This window comes from Acinetobacter sp. IK31, assembly GCF_035615195.1.
In the GTDB taxonomy this organism is placed as follows: Bacteria; Pseudomonadota; Gammaproteobacteria; order Pseudomonadales; family Moraxellaceae; genus Acinetobacter; species Acinetobacter calcoaceticus_C.
Genome location: NZ_JANBOB010000017.1, coordinates 73,324 through 89,547, shown reverse-complemented (window position 1 = coordinate 89,547; position 16,224 = coordinate 73,324). Strand labels below are relative to the sequence as shown.

Below are 16,224 nucleotides of genomic sequence, written 5' to 3'. Positions count from 1 at the left end.
TAATACTCAACAGCGACAACAGATTGCTGAGCTATGTTTTACAGCTTTTGATGAAGATCCTTGGAGTCAATATACCTTCATGCAAACTGCTGTTCATATTGTAGGCATATTAGATGATAATATTGTGTCACATGCTTTATGGACAGATAGAGTTTTCACTATAAATGGCAACTTCATTGTAAAAACTGCTTATGTAGAGTATGTGACTACTGGTTACCATATGCGGGGTAAAGGGCTTGCCTCACAATTATTAAGATATTTAACCGATATTTTAACTACTTAGATTATGAACTCGCGGCATTACAACCCGAAGATGGGGCATTCTATAAAAAAATTAGATTGGATTCCGTGGCGGGGGAATTTATAGATCAAACAAGGTGCTTCTACTTATCTAACAGATGACAATCAAATCATGCTATTTCCGTTGAGTGCTAATCTGAAAGAGAGACTATCACAACATTCAGAAGAGAATACTATTTGTGCCGATTGGAGAGAAGGTGAACTTTGGTAGTTTTAATTACATAATATCTTGAAAAACACTAGGTTTCATGTCTGATCAGAAGATTCGCCTAGTCTTAATAAGGTGAAATATTAGCCAGAGTTCCTATTATTTCTAATGTAGTAGCTAGATAGGTAAATAAATTCATCTAATCTAATAATTTGATTTTTTTAAAATAAATTTTTGACAAGACAAGCTGTTAATTTGAGAAGTTAGGCATTACTTGGCTTTTCTACTTTCCTGTTTATTATAGAAGCATATAATGATTCAGAATCATTCCAAATCTAATAAGGATATAACATGTCTACCGACCAGCAATTCCCAACACCCAATAATTTAGGGATCGCAGTATATTCTAATAATGCAGAAGCGATTGGAAATACACCATTAGTACGTATTAATCGCCTCATTCAAACTGATGCAACCGTATTAGCAAAAGTAGAAAGCCGTAATCCTGCATTTTCTGTGAAATGTCGTATTGGAGCGGCACTTATTACAGATGCAGAAAAGCGTGGCGTGTTAAAAGAAGGCATGCATATTGTTGAACCAACCAGTGGTAATACAGGAATTGCACTGGCTTTTGTTGCAGCAGCCAAAGGCTACCCAATTACTTTAACTATGCCAGCAAGTATGAGTCTTGAGCGTAGAAAAGTATTAAAAGCGCTCGGTGCCAATTTGGTTTTAACTGAACCGGCGAAAGGGATGAAAGGGGCAGTTGATGAAGCTGTGAAATTAGCGACAGAACAACCAGATCTTTATTTCTTACCTCAACAATTTGAAAATCCAGCAAATCCACAAATTCATGTAGATACAACTGGTCCTGAAATTTGGCAAGCAACAGGTGGGCAAGTTGATATTTTGGTTGCTGGTGTAGGGACTGGCGGTACGATTACAGGTATTTCTCGTTATTTCGAACAAGTCCAAAATAAACCTTTGTACTCTGTAGCAGTGGAACCTGCCGAGTCACCAATTATTACTCAAACCAGAAATGGTGAGAATATTACACCTGCACCGCATAAAATTCAGGGAATTGGTGCGAACTTTATTCCAAAAAATCTTGATTTAGATCTTGTTGATGAAGTCTTACCCATAACTAGTGAAGAAGCAATTCAATGGGCCAGAAATTGTGCAACTCAAGAAGGCATTTTAGTGGGTATTTCAAGTGGAGCTGCACTGGCAGCTGCTGTAAAAATTGCAGAACGTTCTGGAAATGCTGGAAAAACTATTGTTGTTATTCTTCCAGACAGTGGAGAACGTTATTTATCTTCTGTTCTATTTGAAGGTTTATTTGAAGAATAAAATTACTTCTATAAAAAAGCCCATTAACAGATGGGCTTTTTTATTTGACCTTATTTATAGAGCGCTTTTTAAAGCTTTTTGATGACGTTTTACAGACCGAGCATATTTCTTAGCTTTGTGACGTGTCCAGAAACTTCTCTCATATCCCGTAGGTCCCACATTATAATAAGCCGTAGCCTTAAACCAACTATCAGCTGTCTGATAATAATGATTTAAAATATATGCACCACATTGAATATTTGTAGATTCATCATACAAATTACCAGCACAAGTTTGTTGCCAATAGCTGGGAATAATTTGAGTTAAACCTACTGCACCCGTAGGTGATAGAGCATTAGTATTATAACTCGATTCTTGTCTTATGACCGCGGCAAGTAAAAGAGGCGGCACATTATACTGATCAGCACTTTGAATAATAATTGGAGATAAACGATTAGCTGTGCTTTGTGGAACAGAATAAGCTTTTTGTAAACCAGACGAGAGTTTATTTGAACGCCATGAAAATGAACCACTATTAGGGCCTAAACTTGTACATCCTGTCATGATTGCGGTTAAAGCAATTACAAAAAATTTAAGGCTTAAAAAACGTAGTTGTGTTGGCTTATAACAGTTGTGAGCTAAAGATGAGGTAAACAAAATATAAAACCAATAATCAAGTTTCAAATGAGATGATGGTAGTCAGCAGTCACTCATGGATCAATATCATTTCTGTTGCTAAGCCCAATTGGACAGTAAGAATTTTGTATAGTGAGCAAAATGAAAAAGCCCCGACTTCCTGTCGAGGCTCCTTCGTATTCAGCTTATATAGCTAACTCCTGTCAACTACCACTTCCTGCGTTCTTATTCTTCTTTAATGAGACTTCCTGTCTCTCTATGATTCATATGTTATGAGAAAACTTTAAAGTCGTATATTCGCTAATGACCACAAATTATGTACGTTTTAGCCTACATATATTTTATAAATTCTTTAGTTTTTGGGAAGAACAAGATTCACCAATTTTTGGGCTAAGGGGGCACAAATTAATACGCTTGGGAAAGCAAATATCCACACAATACACCAGGCACATATCCATAATGAAAAGAAATTTTGAACTAGACCTAGTGCTTTGAAAGTCGTAATTCCTGAAATTATAAATGATATCATTGCAGATAAAATGAGCGGAAATAAAAACCTTTGTGCTGTCATAGTTTTAAACTCCCAGATAGGCATTCAAGGTCATTGCAAAATTACTTCCAAATAATCGAGCAGTTTTGATGTCACCTTCATCAAATCCATCGGCATTACTTGAATGTTCAGCCTGAGCCATTAAGCCTGACCATGAACCGAGTCGGTTAGCTGCTTGAGCATAAGGTACACCTTGATGTTGCTCGGGCAGAATTGGATTACCGACCCATAACATGCCGTGTTGCATACAAAAGGTAAAAAGTGAAATTAAGGTCGATTGCTTATCGCCTGCGGGGAGAGAGGAGACGGTAAACCCAGCAGCTAGTTTTCCTTTAAAGCTCTGTTTTTTCCACAATGGACCTGTTGCATCCATGAGTTGTTTTAGTTTTGAGGACACTCCGCCTAAGTAAGTAGGAGATCCCCAAATTAAGCCATCATATTGGATAAGTGTTTCAGGGTTTTCAATGAGATGTTCAGCACTCAATAGATCCACTTTAATATTTTTTTGGCTTAATACACCAGTTTGAATCTGCTGGGCAATAAATTGTGTATGACCTTGGCGGCTATGGTAAATAATAGCAACGGTTTTCATGAGATTTTCCTTTATCTTAAAATTGAAAGATTTTTGCAGTGAGATATAAACCACAGCCAAAAATGCTGTGATTCATTAAACTTTTTAGACAATTCAAAAATGGATGAGGGGTTTTTGAAGAGGCAAAACCACTACCCATCGCAGGTTGCATAATAAAAAAGGGAATGAGAACTGTGACTACACCAAATAGTAGCGCTGAGTAAAACTGAGGGTGAATGAGCCAATCGGAGCCTACAATGAAAAGAAAGCTGAATGCAAAGATCAGCCCGATACTATAGTGAGTAATCCAGCCTAATAAATATTCCCCCTTAATTTGAGGGCTTTGGGCAATAGATTGATGGACTAGTTTTCCTTGAAATATCCAACCAACCCAGCGTCCGAGAAAGGCAAAGTTTAAGGTGGGAACCTTAAATATCTTTAGTATTAACAGCCAGATATCCATAACTATTGTTGCGCCAATACCAAGGCATAAAGTTTGAAAAAGTAAAGTAAGAGTATTCATTTTTGCACCTTGCTTTTATACGTATAAAACGTGATAAATTTATTGTGCAAGTTCAAGTCAACTTGAAGTCAAGAGGGTATTATGGATATTGGTGAAGTTGCTAAGAAGGCAAAAGTTACAACTGCAACGCTACGTTTTTATGAAGAGAAGGGATTAATTAAGTCGATAGGGCGGCAAGGTTTGCGTCGACAATATGGTAAACAAGTGATTGATCAACTTGCATTAATTTCTTTAGGTCGTGCTGCGGGTTTTTCCTTAAATGAAATCGCCACAATGTTTGGACAAGATGGTAAACCAGATCTTGATCGGCAAAAATTAAAAGATAAAGCTGAACAATTAGAGCAAATGGCAAAGCGATTACATTTTATTAGTCAGGGATTACAACATGCTGCTGTGTGTCCTGCTGAAAATCATATGGAATGTCCTACTTTTCAGAACTTTTTGAAAGCAGCAATTGCTGGAGAATATCCGCCAACCAAACTTTAACTAGTTTTTAATAAGAAGTTTAATTTTGTATTGAACAGCTAGGCTTGTCATATTTTCGCCATAAAGGTTTCATCTTTTTGAAACCAAAACTTCATGTAAGCTTGATTAAATTTGCTTAATTTTTTACCGACTGTATAAAACCATGAGCAAAAAAACTTTAGTCGCATTATTATGCTGTGCCAGTTTAGGATTGACGGCATGTAACGATGATAACGATCAAGAACAAACCTCACCCATTGAAAACGTTACCGAACCGACCTTAATTTCTTTTGCCAAGTTACCTGTAGAAACCTATGCTGTTGGACCAGATTCTGGAGCATATGTGAAAGGTGCAAATGGAATTTATCCTCCATTTAAAGGCCAACCTGTGCAGGGTTTTTCTGCGGCATTAAAAAATGAAGATGGCAGTTATATGGCAATGGCCGATAACGGGTTTGGGACTCAAGATAATTCATCAGACTTTTTACTTCGTATCTATAAATTAAAGCCTGATTTCAAAACTAAAGCTAAAGGCACGGGTCAAGTGACTGTGCAAAGCTTTATCCAACTGCGTGATCCAAACAAGTTAATTCCATTTAATATTGTTAATGGTCATACAGCTGAGCGTTTATTAACGGGCGCTGATTTTGACCCAGAGTCAATGCAACGTACTAATGATGGAACTTATTGGATTGGGGATGAGTTTGGCCCTTATTTACTTCATTTTTCAGCAGATGGTGTGTTGCTAGATGCTCCGATTGCTCTGCCAAATCCATTAAATCCGGATCAAGAACTTCGCTCTCCTCAAAATCAGTTTAATAAAGCGCAAATTAATTTTGTAGAACCTTTAGTTCAGCAAAGTGGCGGTTTTGAAGGCATGGCAATTTCTCCAGATGGCCAGTATCTCTATCCTCTTGTAGAGAAACCGCTTAAATCAATTCAAGAAACGGAACGACAATTGCTGATTTCTCAATTTGATGTGAAGAAAAAAGCTTATACCGGAAAATATTATTGGTTCCAATTGGACAGTAAGGCAACCAATATTGGTGACTTCCAACTCTTTAATAATAATGAAGGCATCATTATTGAGCGTGATGCAACTCAGAATAATTTAGGCGGATATAAAAAATTAATCCGTATTAAACTGAATGAGACAGGTCAACCCGTCAGTCGTGAAGATTTAGTTGATTTAATTAAAATTGCCAATCCAAATTTACTTTATGGCACAGCAAGAGCAGGGGATATTGGCACACAACAAGTTTTCGCCTTCCCATTTGAAACCATTGAAGATGTCATTATTGAAAATGGTACAACGCTGACGGTTCTAAATGATAATAACTTTCCTGGATCTACTGGGCGTAATGCTAAGCTGGCCGACGATAACGAAATTATTCAAATCCGCTTACCAAAAGCTTTATTCTAAGTTATATAAATAAATGGGTTAAAACTGCGGTGGATTTTATTCCGCCGCATTTATTATAAGAATAAAATATTGAATAAAATTTAATCAAATTAATTTCTATATGGTTGTTTTCGCATGTTTTATAAACAGGGAAAATGAATGAAATTCATGTTAAAATGATCGGCTTTCATCTTTAGATGCCTCTCCTCCATTTGCTAGCCGAGATTCGCAAGCCATGTCTACCGCTTATACTATGCAAACTGCGCCAAAAGCGCTGTTTGATTACGACAAATATTGGGCCTCGTGTTTTGAACCAGCACCATTTTTGCCGATGTCACGAGAAGAAATGGACCAACTCGGCTGGGATGCATGTGACTTTATTTTAGTATGTGGCGATGCTTATATTGACCATCCTTCGTTTGTGTCAGGCGTTATTGGCCGTGTTCTTGAAGCTCAAGGTTTCCGTGTCGGAATTATTGCACAGCCAGATTGGACCAATGCTGAAAGCTTCCGAGTTTTAGGTAAGCCAACCATTGCTTGGGGTGTGACAGCAGGTAATATGGATTCGATGATCAACCGCTATACGGCAGATCGTAAAATCCGTTCGGATGATGCTTATTCTCCTAATAATGAGCCGAACAAACGCCCTGACCGTGCGGCAACGGTATATTGCCAACGTTGTCGTGAAGCATTCCCAGATGTACCTGTGTTATTAGGTGGGATTGAAGGCAGTTTACGCCGTATTGCGCACTACGATTATTGGTCGGATAAAGTTCGTCGTTCAATTTTGATGGATTCTAAAGCCGATTTGCTTATGTATGGTAATGGTGAGCGTGCCATTATTGATGTTATGCACCGTTTGGCTAAAGGTGAAAAAATCCACGAAATTACTGATGTTCGTGGTACAGCTTTTATTATTAATAAACATAACAAAGCATCAAAAGCAAAGTTTGTTGAAGTTGCAAGTAATGATGTAGATACGATTGGACGTGTTGATCCAATTATTAACCCTTATGTTATGACAGAAGATATTGATGGCTGTGAGGTTGAAAAAGAAAAAGGCAACTCTTTAGCTCAATATCAAGACTTCCAAAAAGAGTTTGTTGCAAATCCGATTATTCGTGAAGGCGACAAACTAGACGACGATACTCAAATCGTTCAATTAAAGCCAGCACCGTCAAAAGCTATTAAACATAAATTGCCTCCACGCGAGTTGGCGGTCATTCGTTTACCTTCTTTTGAAGAAGTGTCAAATGATCACGTGCTTTATGCACATGCAAACCGTATTTTGCATCTTGAAACCAATCCGGGTAATGCTCGTGCATTGGTTCAACGCCATGGTGAGCGTGATGTATGGATTAATCCACCTCCAATTCCTCTAACCACTGAGGAAATGGACTATGTATTTGATTTACCTTATGCACGTTTACCTCACCCGACATATGGCAATGCACGTTTCCCTGCGTTTGATATGATCAAATTCTCGGTCAATATTATGCGTGGCTGTTTTGGGGGCTGTACTTTCTGTTCGATTACTGAACATGAAGGCCGAATCATTCAAAACCGTTCGGAAGACTCGATTTTACGTGAAATTGAGAAAATCCGTGACACAGCACCAAACTTTACAGGCATTATTTCAGACTTGGGTGGTCCAACAGCAAACATGTATCGTTTGCACTGTAAAGACCCTGAAATTGAGAAAAACTGTCGTAAACCTTCGTGTGTATATCCGGGCGTTTGTCAAAACTTGCATACCGATCATGCGCCTTTAGTACAGCTTTATCGTAAAGCTCGTGCAATTAAAGGTGTGAAGAAGATTTTGATTGGTTCAGGTTTGCGTTATGACCTTGCGGTATTGAACCCTGAATATGTGAAAGAACTGGTACAACATCATGTTGGTGGTTATTTAAAAATTGCACCAGAGCATACCGAAAATGGCCCGTTGTCTAAGATGATGAAGCCAGGTATTGGAACATATGATCGCTTCAAGCAAATGTTTGATCGCTTTAGTAAAGAAGCAGGAAAAGAGCAATACTTAATTCCTTACTTTATTGCCGCACATCCAGGCACTTCAGACTATGACATGATGCATCTTGCAATCTGGCTTAAGAAGAATGGTTTCCGTGCCGATCAGGTACAGACGTTCTATCCATCACCGATGGCAACCGCAACGACCATGTACTATTCGGGTAAAAACCCACTTGCTAAAGTAGCTCGCTATACTGAAAAGGTTGATATTGTAAAAGGTGAGAAGCGTCGTCGTTTGCACAAAGCATTCTTACGCTATCATGATCCAAACAACTGGCCATTACTTCGTGAAGCCTTAAAAGAAATGGGCCGTGTAGATTTGATTGGTAATTCAAAACAGCATTTGATTCCGACTTATCAACCACAAGGGACTGCCGAAGGTGAATATAAGTCTGCGCGTAAGAAGAACTCGTCTGTAGCGGGAGATTCAGCAAAACGTGGTCAGGGGCAATCTCACTCGGCAGCAGGGCAAAAACGGCCACAAAAAGGACAGGTTCTAACCCAGCATACAGGTTTGCCTCCTCGTGAAACAGGTGAGAAAAGACCGTTTGGTGGGAAAAGTAAACCAAGAACTAAAGCACGCAGTTAATGATAAAACAGGCTCTTAAACAGAGCCTGTTTTGTTTTCAGAGTATATATTTAAATCGTATAGTGAGATTTTTGAGGTTTTAAAGTACAAAAAGAGTAACGAAAAATGATAATTTCCACAAATCTGACGAGCTGCACTTGATTGTTGTTGACTCTATGATTATAAATAATGTGAGGGTGGCTAAATTTAAGCCAAGCTTGATAACTACAAGTGAAATTACTAAGTGAAGCTTTTAAAAAACGGCTGTGTCGTTATCAATTAAAACAAAGTGTGATCTAGCAAAATCATTATAAAAAACTTAAAGGATTAGGCCCATGTATTATCTAATTACGATTTTATTATTATTTTTAGCTGTTGTGATGGCAGTGAAAAGTCTTTCGCGAAGGCATCAACATGATAGTGCCTTGAAGCGCCGTGCAGTATTAACCAGTCATGAGCAAATGACATTAAACAGACTACAAACAGTTTTGCCTAAATTTACCGTGCTGGCACATGTATCCTTTGATGCGCTATTAACCACAAAATATGCGCACACGCGTCGAAAATATCAAAATATGGCGGCTGATTTTGTTGTACTTGATCAAAATTATCAGGTTGTTGTAGTTGTTGTTCTTGGAGAAAGTGGTTTGCGCCGAGCACATCAACAATATGAACGTCGTCTATTACAATTGGCTGGTTATCGCGTGCTGCATTACAGTGAGGTGCCTGATTATGATGATCTGAGAAGAGATTTATTGACTCCAGAAGCAGAGATGGCAACTTTACATGCAACGCCTCAGCTAGAACGAATGTCAAATGTTTTTGTGAAGTCTTAAAAATTAGAGACTATAACAATTGTTAGGAGAACTCATTAAAGCAGATCTCAATAACACGCGGACATTAAAAATTTTAAAAAAACTAAAAAATTGAGCAATATAACTAGAGATATTGCTCAATTTAACGTCGATTTATATTTATAAAAATTATGGAAGTACAGCCACCACTGTCATTTCTACAAGTACATCCGGTGCATAAAGTTTGGACTCTACACACGTCCGTGCTGGTGGATGTCCTTCGCTAATCCATGCATCCCAAACGGCATTCATTGCTGCATAGTCTTTTTCGATATCTTTTAGAAAAATCATGACAGAAAGAATATGGGTCTTATCGGTTCCAGCCTCTGCCAATAGACGGTCAATATTATCTAAAGTTTGTTGAGTTTGTCCTGTAACATCTACGCTTGTATCATCTGCGAGTTGTCCAGCTAAGTGTACCAAATTACCTGAAATTGCAACTTCGCAGTAGCGTGAAGTAACGTGTAAACGCTTTACCGTCATAAAAATGCTCTAGAGTGGCTTTATTTAATAGTTTTGATTTTATGAAGTGTTGCTATGCGGGTGCAAGCAAGTAGAAAAGAATTTCAGTAGATTATTGTGATGAAGAGAATATGCTAAGCCATGTATCGGAAGGGCCCTGTAATATTCGGATTTGGTCGTCACGCCAATCACAGGACGATATGCCGAAAGTAAAGGTTGCTTTTGGCATGTTGCAAATACATGGGTAATGAATATGCGCTGATTAGGTTACTCTAAACTTGGAACAAAAGGGAATAGTTTTTGTTCAAAATCCACTCTTGTTGAGTGAAAATTAGCCAATCACCAAAGGTTAAGTTGAAAGTCATCTGCTTGTGTTTGTAATTGATAAACTCCTATACCAATTAAGCGAAACTGAAAATGTTCAGGAATCTGCATTTCATTTAATAATAAAAATAAAACTTGGATTAAGTCTTGCAACGACTGAATAGGTCTTTTAAAGCTTTTACTATGTTGTAATGTTTGAAAATTTTTGAGTTTAAGCTTGATATTCACACCACGCGCCTTGAGCTGTTTTTTCTCGAGGCTTTGCCAGACTTTTTCTGCTAATCCCTGCCAATAGGGCTGACATTGAACCAAAGTAAAATCACTATCGAAAGTTGTCTCTTTCGAAATTTGTTGGCGTGCTCTTTCAGCTTGAACAGGTCGATGGTCAATTCCTTGTGCATAGAGGTAGAGCTGTTGACCATATTTACCGAAATGGTGAACTAGAATAGATTCTTCAATTTTCTGTAAGTCACCCAGCGTATGTAATTGAAGCTGTTGTAATTTTTCCTGAGTGACTTTGCCGACTCCAGGAATTTTTTTAAGTGGAAGGTCCTGAATGAAATTGGCGACCTGTGAGGGTTTTATTACACATAAACCATTCGGTTTGTTCCAGTCCGAAGCAATTTTTGCCAAAAATTTATTAGGGGCCACACCTGCCGACGCAGTAAGCCCCGTTAACCGAAAAATATCTTCCCGAATATGCATGGCGACTTCGGTTGCACTTGCAATTTGTTTTAAGTTTTCAGTGACATCTAAATAGGCTTCATCTAAAGATAATGGTTCGATAAGAAGTGTATATTGCTGAAAGATAGAATGAATTTGAGCTGAAACTGTACGATATTTTTCAAAATTTGGCTCAATAATAACGACTTGAGGGCATAGTTTTCTTGCCTGACTCATCGACATGGCTGAACGTAAACCAAATTCGCGGGCAGGATAAGATGCAGCAGCAATTACAGCTCGCGGATGATGAGATGAAATGACAACGGGCAAATGCCTTAATTCAGGGTGTTCCCGTAACTCGACTGATGCATAAAAAGCATCCATATCGATATGAATGATTTTGCGCATATTATTGTGCTTTCACGATGCCTTGCTGCTGTAAAAATTGGTGCCATTCTTTGACTGAACCCTCATAGACATTTAAGTCTACAGGCTTTATCACCCCTTCAATTTTACCTTGATTACTATGCTGCCAAAAGAGCCACTTTCTTTTGTCTTTAAGTTCAGGTTTTCCCTCGTAATCTCTTACCCAAAGGGGTGTATTTGGGAAATTACCCATTAACACAATGTGATAAAAAGTCTTAGAAATATAAAAGATGGGCTGTTTGCCATAATGCTGTTTTAAGCGGTCATGCATGATGCCAATTTCTTTAATTAATTGTTCTTTGGTGTATGAATTAATACAGTTACTGTCGTATTCCAGATCAATAACTGGTGGAAGCGCATCTGATTTTTTAGGCACTGTCGCAATAAAGTTATCTGCTTGCGTTTTACCATCACGACAGAGGCGGTAAAAGTGATAAGCCCCTACATGAAAGCCATGTTCACGCGCTTTGAGCCAGTTTTCTTGAAATTTTGAATCTTTGTAATCACCGCCTTCAGTCGATTTTAAATAAACGAATTGGAATTTTTCGGGTGATATTTTTTTCCAGTCAATATTACCTTGATGGTGAGAAACATCGAATCCTTGAACTGGATAATCTTGTGCAACCGCTTTTTGCTGATAGAACAGACCAAAATAAGCCAATACTCCCATAACACATGCCAAGCCAATTCCGATTAAGGTATTGTGCTGTGCTGTGAAAAAGGTTTTAGCCAGTTTGGTCATGCAAAACTCATTAAAGATGTGAAGCCGATATCATAGCGTGATTCAAGAGAGAGAAACCACGCTAAAAATGCAACGGCTTATACAGGAGTATTTTTTGGAATTTGCCAGAAGATAAGTGCAGCAATTACATTGATGCAACCGAGGCAAATTAAAGTGAGATGAAATGCTGTTGTCACGTGAGCGGCACCATAATAACTGGTAAATACATTAATGAGCGTACCTGCTAGCGCCACGCCAATACTCATTGATAGCATCATGATCATCGATAAAAAACTATTACCGCTACTCGCATCTTGTTGAGGCAAATCTTTTAAGGTCAAAGTATTCATTCCAACAAATTGTAATGAATTTAATGTGCCAAATAAGAAAAAGTGTAAGGCTCTAAACCAAGTTGGGGTGTCGACTGTCATGATGGCAAAAGAGGCAATACATAGCCCGACCAGCGTTGTATTGATGAGTAAAAAACGTCGATAGCCAATTTTCTGAATAATAGGTCTGACAATTGGCTTTGAAAATAATGAACCCAAGACCAGAGGAATCATCATTAAACCCGCAATAAAGGGTTCAAAACCAAAAGCGACCTGTAGCATGAGTGGTAAAACAAAAGGTAAGGCATTACCACCAAAGCGGGCAAAGAAATTACCTAAAATACCAATCGCATAAATTTTGTTTCTAAAGAGCCGACTGCGGAATAATGCGTTTTGATGTGTATGAGAGTGATAGGCATACCAAAGTGTTGCGATTATTCCAACGATTAATAGAGAGATGCTGAACCATTTTGAATATTCTGGTGAAGCAAGATGTTCTATGCCCAAAGACCATCCAATCATTGCTACAACTAACAATATGAAACCGACCAAATCAAATGTTTTGACCATAGGCTCTTTCACATTTGGCATGACTTTTAATGTCATTAATATGCCTAAGATACCCATAGGAATATTAATGAGAAAAATCCAGTGCCAAGTTGCAACTTCAACTAACCAGCCGCCTAAAGTTGGACCAGCCAAAGGTCCGAGTAAACCTGCAAGACTCATTAAGCTCATTGCAGCTAAGAACTGAGTTCGAGGAATGATTTTTAGAAGTGATAGTCGACCAACAGGGAGTAATAATGCTCCACCCACACCTTGGATGACCCGGAAAAATAACAGCTCATTGAGACTTTGAGAAAGACCACATCCTAAAGAAGCCAGAGTAAAAATAACAATTGCCGATAAGAAAATATTTCTAACACCAAAGCGGTCTGCTAACCAGCCACTTAAAGGAATGCAGGCAGCTACTGATAAGACATAGGCCACCACTACACTGTGCATGCGTAAAGGATCTTCATTTAGATGATGAGCCATTGCAGGAATAGCGGTATTTACAATTGTTGTATCCAAAGCCTGCATAAAAAAGCCAATGGAAACCAAAAGAACGAGTAGGCGGTATTCAGGTTGCAAGGCTTGGTGAGTCGGCGTGGCATTCATAACATTTGAAAGTTAACGTTTTGGTCTAGTGTAAAACAAATTGAAAGTAAAAAAAGTAAGTCAATGTTGAATACCTCTTTACTAAATCTAAGTTCTTTTATTTATCAAAGTTACCAAGCTAAATTCTTCTGAAGATGGCGGTGAAAATAGTTAAACAAAAAAAGCGGCAGAACCGCTTTTTTAAAGGAGAGGAGGGGGAAACTAGACAACAAATCTTTTTGGCATTTTTAAGTTTTTAATCACGTTATAAATTTGATCAACGTCTTCGCAGATAATCAATTTAGCGCGGTGTTGAAGCGGGAGAAAGCCCTCTTGAACGGCATGATCTAACTGAGCAATTAATGCATTATAAAAGCCATTGACGTTATATAAAATCATGGGTTTTTGGTGTTGGTTGAGTTGACCCCAAGTGGCTATTTCCAATATTTCTTCGAATGTACCCAAACCGCCAGGTAATGCAATAAATGCACTTGCTCGCTCGGCCATCATGGCTTTGCGTTCGTGCATGGTTTCTACCACATGTAATTCGGTTAATCTTGAGTGTGCTTCTTCATAGTTAAGCATAAAGTCAGGAATCACTCCCACAGCTTCACCGCCATTTTCGAGTACGCTGTCGGCTACTTGTCCCATTAAGCCAATGCTTGCACCGCCGTAGACTAAACCAAAACCTTGATCCGCAATTCCATGAGCAAGTTCAATTGCTTTTTCTCGGTAGATTGGATTATTTCCTGCACGTGAACCACAATATAATGCAATAAGAGGTTGTTTTGTTTTTACAGCTGTTATTGGTGAATCATTTACTGACATTGTTAATACGCTATTCATTGCTTTATTTTCACCTTATCACGTTCATATTTCTTGTCTACACTAAGCCAAAGATATGACAACTTTATAAGCAGATTTATAAGAAAGATTCATGTTTTGTATGGGTTTGGTGAATGCCTGTCATGAACAAATAAAAATGATGAATTTCTATTAAATCTTGCCTATACTAAAAATTCGTTTAACAACATATGAACAAATATGGGTAGTGGTTGTAGTCGCTCCGTTTTAATTTTTTGTCCTAAAAAAACATTTTCCCTCCTTTGTATGGGTATGCCTGCTGTGTTGCCAAATAAAGATAAAATCCAGTCAGCACAGGAGCAGGATCGATGATCTTTGAATGGATGTCTGATCCCTCTGCTTGGGTGGGTTTAGCTACCTTAATCGTTCTTGAAATTGTATTGGGCATCGATAACCTCGTTTTCATTGCTATTTTGGCCGAAAAGTTGCCGCCAGAACAGCGAGCTAAAGCGCGAGTAATTGGTTTGGTACTCGCTTTGGGAATGCGTTTAGTACTTTTAGCCGCTATTGCTTGGGTTGTGACACTTACCCAACCACTCTTCCATATTTTTGATCATCCATTTTCTGGTCGTGATTTGATCTTGTTGTTCGGTGGTGTGTTCTTGCTCTTTAAAGGCACCATGGAATTACATGAGCGCATGGAAGGCAAACAACTGCAAAAAGAAGACAATCCAGTGCATGCAGCATTTTGGATGGTCATTGTCCAGATTGTCGTGCTTGATGCTGTGTTTTCATTAGACAGTGTGATTACCGCAGTGGGGATGGTCAAAGACAAGAGTGTCATGATGCTGGCAATGATTGTTGCTGTCGGAATCATGTTGTGGGCATCAAGACCACTTATGGACTTTGTCAATAAGCATCCAACCGTGGTTATTCTCTGCCTTGGCTTTTTAATGATGATTGGTTTCTCTTTGGTCGTGGAAGGTTTTGGTTTCCATATTCCGAAGGGCTACTTATATGCTGCAATTGGTTTCTCGATTTTGGTAGAAATAATCAATCAGAGCATGCGCCGCAATCAGGAAAAGCTGGTGACAACCACAGACTTGCGTTATCGCACTGCCTCTGCGGTTTTACGTATGCTAGGAAGTAAAAGCAGTGGTTCTAGCTCAGATACACAATCTTCTGATAAAGAAGATGTATTAGCTACACAAGCTTTTGCAGATGAAGTGTTTGATGAAGACAATGGCGCTTATCACAGTGTGCTTGTGCAAGGTGTTCTTAGTTTATCAGAACGTCCTGTGAAGTCTGTTATGACTCCACGACCTGAACTTGAATGGATTGATTTAGACGACGAGCCAGAAGTTTTAAAAGAACGTTTAATGTCAATGACACACTCTCGTTTGATTGTTGCACGTGGTGAACTTGATAATATTGAGGGCATTGCACTCACTCATAAAGTTCTAAATGGCTTTATTGAAACAGGTGTGGTCGATTTTCAAAAGCATTTACGTGAACCCGTTATTGTGCATGAAAATGCTCAAGTACTTATGGTGATGGAGCAATTACGTCAAGCGCCTTTACAAATGGCAATCGTTTTAAATGAATACGGTTCAATTGAAGGTATTGCAACGCCAATCGATATCTTAGAAGCAATTGCGGGTGAATTCCCAGATGAAGATGAACTAGATGCAGCTGCTGAGAGCTTGGAAGATGGTTCATTAATACTTGAAGGTTCAACCGACATCCGCCATGTATCTTTGTTATTAGGCCGTGATTTGGTTGATGAAAGTGAACAGTATTCAACTTTGTCGGGTTATTTGTTATTCCATTTAGGTCGCTTGCCTGAAAATGGTGAAACTGTTGAAGCCGATGGTTATCGCTTTGAAGTGGTGACAATGGAAGGCCATAAAATCGAGAAAGTTCATATTGTTTCTACCGAACAAGATGAATCAAAAGATTAAATGATATTTTAAGTCTAGAA

At 38.6% G+C, this 16,224-nt stretch carries 15 protein-coding genes and 1 pseudogene; 7 read left to right on the top strand and 9 right to left on the bottom strand.

Annotation, left to right across the window (positions count from 1 at the left end):
• Positions 1-511: pseudogene (locus MSG66_RS11435) on the top strand (GNAT family N-acetyltransferase); the annotation flags it as partial.
• A gap of 288 nt (positions 512-799) precedes the next feature.
• The gene (cysK, locus tag MSG66_RS11430; RefSeq protein WP_324654181.1) at positions 800-1,798 is read left to right on the top strand and encodes a cysteine synthase A; all 999 of its coding nucleotides are present in this window, start codon (positions 800-802) and stop codon (positions 1,796-1,798) included.
• A gap of 54 nt (positions 1,799-1,852) precedes the next feature.
• Here cysK and MSG66_RS11425 read toward each other — a convergent pair whose 3' ends face one another.
• The 4 genes from MSG66_RS11425 to MSG66_RS11410 all read right to left on the bottom strand — a co-directional run bounded on the left by MSG66_RS11425 (position 1,853) and on the right by MSG66_RS11410 (position 4,057).
• Positions 1,853-2,461, bottom strand: a complete 609-nt coding sequence (locus MSG66_RS11425; RefSeq protein ID WP_324654180.1) for a lytic transglycosylase domain-containing protein — start codon at positions 2,459-2,461, stop codon at positions 1,853-1,855.
• Between the two features lie 304 nt (positions 2,462-2,765).
• Positions 2,766-2,984, bottom strand: coding sequence for a DUF2798 domain-containing protein (locus MSG66_RS11420; protein ID WP_202743724.1), 219 nt, complete (start codon positions 2,982-2,984; stop codon positions 2,766-2,768).
• 4 nt (positions 2,985-2,988) lie between these two features.
• Positions 2,989-3,555 carry a flavodoxin family protein gene (locus MSG66_RS11415; RefSeq protein ID WP_324654179.1) on the bottom strand — a complete coding sequence of 189 codons (567 nt, stop codon included), beginning with the start codon at positions 3,553-3,555 and terminating at the stop codon, positions 2,989-2,991.
• Between the two features lie 16 nt (positions 3,556-3,571).
• Positions 3,572-4,057 (bottom strand): DUF2938 domain-containing protein, encoded by a 486-nt coding sequence (locus tag MSG66_RS11410; RefSeq protein WP_324654178.1) that lies wholly within the window; start codon positions 4,055-4,057, stop codon positions 3,572-3,574.
• A gap of 81 nt (positions 4,058-4,138) precedes the next feature.
• Between MSG66_RS11410 and MSG66_RS11405 the strand changes: the two genes are divergently transcribed.
• From MSG66_RS11405 to MSG66_RS11390, 4 genes are all read left to right on the top strand, one after another.
• The gene (locus MSG66_RS11405; protein ID WP_324654177.1) at positions 4,139-4,543 is read left to right on the top strand and encodes a helix-turn-helix domain-containing protein; all 405 of its coding nucleotides are present in this window, start codon (positions 4,139-4,141) and stop codon (positions 4,541-4,543) included.
• A 142-nt stretch (positions 4,544-4,685) separates the two neighbouring features.
• A complete protein-coding gene (locus MSG66_RS11400) occupies positions 4,686-5,945 on the top strand; it encodes an esterase-like activity of phytase family protein (RefSeq protein ID WP_133975829.1) in 1,260 nt (419 codons plus the stop codon).
• Between the two features lie 214 nt (positions 5,946-6,159).
• Positions 6,160-8,541: a YgiQ family radical SAM protein gene (locus tag MSG66_RS11395; protein ID WP_324654176.1), complete on the top strand. Its 2,382-nt coding sequence runs from the start codon at positions 6,160-6,162 to the stop codon at positions 8,539-8,541.
• Between the two features lie 314 nt (positions 8,542-8,855).
• Positions 8,856-9,356, top strand: coding sequence for a DUF2726 domain-containing protein (locus tag MSG66_RS11390; RefSeq protein WP_133975825.1), 501 nt, complete (start codon positions 8,856-8,858; stop codon positions 9,354-9,356).
• A gap of 147 nt (positions 9,357-9,503) precedes the next feature.
• Here the strand turns inward: MSG66_RS11390 and MSG66_RS11385 are convergent, their stop codons facing one another.
• The 5 genes from MSG66_RS11385 to MSG66_RS11365 all read right to left on the bottom strand — a co-directional run bounded on the left by MSG66_RS11385 (position 9,504) and on the right by MSG66_RS11365 (position 14,285).
• The gene (locus tag MSG66_RS11385; protein WP_239975894.1) at positions 9,504-9,857 is read right to left on the bottom strand and encodes a RidA family protein; all 354 of its coding nucleotides are present in this window, start codon (positions 9,855-9,857) and stop codon (positions 9,504-9,506) included.
• Between the two features lie 318 nt (positions 9,858-10,175).
• A complete protein-coding gene (gene dinB, locus MSG66_RS11380; RefSeq protein ID WP_133975821.1) occupies positions 10,176-11,231 on the bottom strand; it encodes a DNA polymerase IV in 1,056 nt (351 codons plus the stop codon).
• 1 nt (position 11,232) lies between these two features.
• Positions 11,233-11,991 carry a GH25 family lysozyme gene (locus tag MSG66_RS11375; RefSeq protein WP_133975819.1) on the bottom strand — a complete coding sequence of 253 codons (759 nt, stop codon included), beginning with the start codon at positions 11,989-11,991 and terminating at the stop codon, positions 11,233-11,235.
• A gap of 77 nt (positions 11,992-12,068) precedes the next feature.
• On the bottom strand, positions 12,069-13,460 hold the full coding sequence (mdtD, locus tag MSG66_RS11370; protein ID WP_324654175.1) for a multidrug transporter subunit MdtD: 1,392 nt from the start codon (positions 13,458-13,460) through the stop codon (positions 12,069-12,071).
• Between the two features lie 201 nt (positions 13,461-13,661).
• Positions 13,662-14,285, bottom strand: coding sequence for a TIGR00730 family Rossman fold protein (locus tag MSG66_RS11365; RefSeq protein ID WP_042894269.1), 624 nt, complete (start codon positions 14,283-14,285; stop codon positions 13,662-13,664).
• A 326-nt stretch (positions 14,286-14,611) separates the two neighbouring features.
• Between MSG66_RS11365 and MSG66_RS11360 the strand changes: the two genes are divergently transcribed.
• Positions 14,612-16,204 carry a TerC family protein gene (locus MSG66_RS11360; protein ID WP_133975815.1) on the top strand — a complete coding sequence of 531 codons (1,593 nt, stop codon included), beginning with the start codon at positions 14,612-14,614 and terminating at the stop codon, positions 16,202-16,204.
• Positions 16,205-16,224 lie beyond the last annotated feature (20 nt).